The sequence below is a fragment of the Microcoleus sp. BM001215392 genome, from assembly GCF_036700185.1.
In the GTDB taxonomy this organism is placed as follows: Bacteria; Cyanobacteriota; Cyanobacteriia; order Cyanobacteriales; family Microcoleaceae; genus Microcoleus.
In genome coordinates this window covers 1-3273 of record NZ_JAUBOJ010000569.1, presented here as the reverse complement: position 1 = coordinate 3273, position 3273 = coordinate 1, and the positions used below count along the sequence as shown (strand labels likewise).

Below are 3273 nucleotides of genomic sequence, written 5' to 3'. Positions count from 1 at the left end.
TCTGACATCTGCGGTTTCTGTATCAATCAAAGACTTATGCAATTCAAGTCTATTGGTCATTGGTGATTAGTTAGATGGAAAAATCAAACAATAAGCAAGAGCAGCCAATTACCCATTACCCATTACCCATTACCAGATATACCTCACCGTCAGGAGAAAGGCTATAAATCTTTGATGCAAAGAAGATGAAACCGCGTAGGGTGCATCGCCACCGACAATCCTCAAGAAAGAGGAACAATCTCATAGATACCCACCTGACAAACAGGGCGCGAGTGAACGTCCGAGTTGTTTCGCATACCGAATGTGTAAGGTGCGTCGCTATGAGATTTTCGATTAAATTTAGAGATTTTCTTTCTTCGACGCACCCTACAAATACTGTTCCAGGATTTTTGTAAAATGGTATAATTATGCAACAATCACCTAAAATTCGTGTAATTGTTTTAGGATTAATTCGATCGGGCGTTAGCGAAGCCCGCCCCTACGGGGGCTACGCCAACGAAGAGGATCGCATTTTCGTTTCCCAATTCAAAGATCCGGTAAAACAAGACACATTGTATCGAGTTCTGGGTGGAGGTGTAGAATTCGGAGAACACAGCCTCGACACTTTGAAAAGAGAATTTAAAGAAGAAATTCAAGCCGAGTTAACAAATATCAAATATTTAGCTTGTTTGGAAAGCTTCTTTATTTTTAATGGCCAAGCCGGACACGAATTAATACAACTCTACCAGTGCGATTTTGTTGACTCCAAATTCTATGAATTGGCAAGTTTAGATTTTGTAGACGGTAACTTGAAATGTACCGCATTTTGGATGCCTGTTGACCGATTTCGCTCGGGAGAATTGCGCCTAGTTCCAGAAAAAATTCTCGACTATTGCGAAGACTGATAATTAAATCGCTCCAAATCCCAACAAGCAAATACATTAGAAGCAATTTTTACTCAAAATATGTGCAGTAGAGGCGGGTTTTACCCCAAATACTTTGCCACAATTCACAAAATAGATCGACCCGCCCCCTTGATTTTTGTCCGCTGCTCTTCCTTTTAAGTAGAGATTGCTGTCAACTGTCAACTGTCAACTGTCAACTGTCAACTGAACTTTCTCTACCTTACTCTAGGCAGCGTACTCAACACTTGATAGAGCAAAGAGTTAATAAAACCGAGGGTTATAGCACCCAGCAAAGCGCTCCAAATTCCCCAGCGCAAGCGAAATCCATCGACTAGCCAAGCCGCCAATCCAAAGATAGCAGCGTTGATAACAATCATAAACAAACCAAAAGTTAGCAACAAAGCTGGAAAAGTAAACAACATAAAAATCGGCCGCACTAAAGCATTCAGCAATCCAAACACCGCAGCCGACATCATCGCTTTTCCAAAAGTGTCAATATCCACGCCTATGGGCAGCTTGGAAATAATAAAAAAGCTCACAGATGTTACCAACCAAGCAATTGCCAGTGAAACAATATCCATTTGCTTATCTCCTTAAAAGGCTAAACATTAAATCGGAACAACAACACATCCCCCTCTTGTACAACATACTCTTTTCCTTCACTGCGAACTAAGCCTTTTTCCTTAGCTGCATTCATTGCGCCCGTCGCCACTAAATCTTCATAAGCTACAGTTTCGGCCCGGATGAAACCCCGCTCGAAATCAGAGTGAATCACCCCCGCAGCTTGCGGCGCTAACATTCCCGCGATAATTGTCCAAGCGCGAGTTTCCTTCGGCCCGCTAGTGAAATAAGTCCGCAAACCCAATAATTCGTAGGTTGCTCGAATCAAAGATTTTAAGCCACCTTCTGTTACCCCCAGAGATTCGAGGAAATCCGCCCGTTCTTCCTCTGGCAACTCCACCAATTCTGACTCAACTTGCGCCGAAACTATGACAACCTTAGCATTTTCTGCTTCTGCTATTTTTCGCACTTGTTCGACATAGCTATTTCCCGTTCCCAAATCGTCTTCAGACACGTTCGCCGCATAGATAATCGGCTTGTTTGTTAACAATTCTAAACCTTTAACTAATTCTGCTTCTTCGTCGGTTAAACTGCACTGACGTACTGGTTTTTCGGCATTCAAAACCACAACCAACTTTTCCAGCACGTTTACTTCTGCTTGAGCTTCCTTGTTGTTGCGGGCTTGTTTGCGAGTGCGATCGAGCCGGCGTTCAATTTGAGCTAAATCTGCTAAAATTAATTCGAGATTGATAATGTCGATATCTCGCTGGGGATCGACCGAACCGGAAACGTGAATGATATCATCATTGTCAAAACAGCGGACAACGTGGACGATCGCATCTACAGCCCGAATGTGAGACAAAAACTGATTTCCCAGCCCTTCCCCCTGACTCGCACCCTTCACCAAACCTGCAATATCGACAAACTCCATCCGCGTCGGCACAGTTTGCGCAGAATTGCCAATATTGCTCAGCACCTTCAACCGTTCGTCGGGTACTGCCACGATACCCGTATTTGGCTCGATCGTACAAAAAGGAAAATTAGCAGCAGTCGCCTTGGCATTAGCCACCAAAGCATTAAACAGAGTAGATTTGCCAACATTAGGCAGTCCGACAATTCCGGCGGTAAGCATAGCTATTTAGAAATATCACTGTTTCAAAATATCATAAGTATCAGCAATATATCGGACAAGTCACCTCAAATCTCCAGCCTGTGTTCGGCTAAATATCTAACTTGAGGTAGATGGCTCAACGGTTCACAACTTGTCACACAAAAAAACGATCGCCCAAAACCTGTCCCTGTCCCTTATTTATCCAAAAATTGGGTACTGGGGCAGAAACTCGGTTTGGGCGATCGACCTCACAAATTCTGTTAAACTTCCCGAAGCACTAAAACATAATTTAGATTGGTTCAGGGATTGTCTGAGGAATTGGCCCGGGAACTGTTTGAGGAATCGGAGAAGGTACAGTTTCCGGCACCGGTTCAGGAATTGGCTGCGGAATTGGCGCAGGTACCGGTTCCGGTACCAGGCCAGGAATCGGTTCCGGTACGGGCCCCGGCACAGGTGGCGATGCAGGAATCTCCGGCAGCCCCGGTTCAGTACCGGGAATTTGCGGGCCGGGCATCGGATCGGGAGTGGGATAAATCATGTTAGTGTTTAGCTCGCTAGTAATACAGATGTCTCAAAAACATTTTTTTACCACTTCCAGCTATCTTTTAAAACAAAAACAACCGATTTGTGGTATTGGTTAATTAGAGTTGACCGACTTGAAAAATAGCTTGTAAAAGTATAGTCATCTATGACATGACGTGGGAGGCATGAAGTCCC

At 44.1% G+C, this 3273-nt stretch carries 4 protein-coding genes; 1 reads left to right on the top strand and 3 read right to left on the bottom strand.

What is annotated here, in order from left to right:
• The first annotated feature begins 407 nt into the window (after positions 1-407).
• On the top strand, positions 408-884 hold the full coding sequence (locus tag QT974_RS32765; protein ID WP_333472534.1) for an NUDIX hydrolase: 477 nt from the start codon (positions 408-410) through the stop codon (positions 882-884).
• A 215-nt stretch (positions 885-1099) separates the two neighbouring features.
• Here QT974_RS32765 and QT974_RS32760 read toward each other — a convergent pair whose 3' ends face one another.
• The 3 genes from QT974_RS32760 to QT974_RS32750 form a co-directional block, all read right to left on the bottom strand.
• The gene (locus QT974_RS32760) at positions 1100-1465 is read right to left on the bottom strand and encodes a phage holin family protein (RefSeq protein ID WP_333472533.1); all 366 of its coding nucleotides are present in this window, start codon (positions 1463-1465) and stop codon (positions 1100-1102) included.
• Positions 1466-1485: 20 nt separating this feature from the next.
• Positions 1486-2577, bottom strand: a complete 1092-nt coding sequence (ychF, locus tag QT974_RS32755; RefSeq protein ID WP_333472532.1) for a redox-regulated ATPase YchF — start codon at positions 2575-2577, stop codon at positions 1486-1488.
• A 268-nt stretch (positions 2578-2845) separates the two neighbouring features.
• Positions 2846-3094 (bottom strand): gamma-aminobutyric acid A receptor, epsilon-like protein, encoded by a 249-nt coding sequence (locus tag QT974_RS32750; RefSeq protein WP_333472531.1) that lies wholly within the window; start codon positions 3092-3094, stop codon positions 2846-2848.
• Positions 3095-3273: the final 179 nt, after the last annotated feature.

Excerpts from the sequence above, each read along its gene's own strand:
- QT974_RS32750 (WP_333472531.1), bottom strand. The coding sequence starts at position 3,094 with ATGATTTATCCCACTCCCGATCCGATGCCCGGCCCGCAAATTCCCGGT.
- QT974_RS32760 (WP_333472533.1), bottom strand. The coding sequence starts at position 1,465 with ATGGATATTGTTTCACTGGCAATTGCTTGGTTGGTAACATCTGTGAGC.
- ychF (WP_333472532.1), bottom strand. The coding sequence starts at position 2,577 with ATGCTTACCGCCGGAATTGTCGGACTGCCTAATGTTGGCAAATCTACT.
- QT974_RS32765 (WP_333472534.1), top strand. The coding sequence starts at position 408 with ATGCAACAATCACCTAAAATTCGTGTAATTGTTTTAGGATTAATTCGA.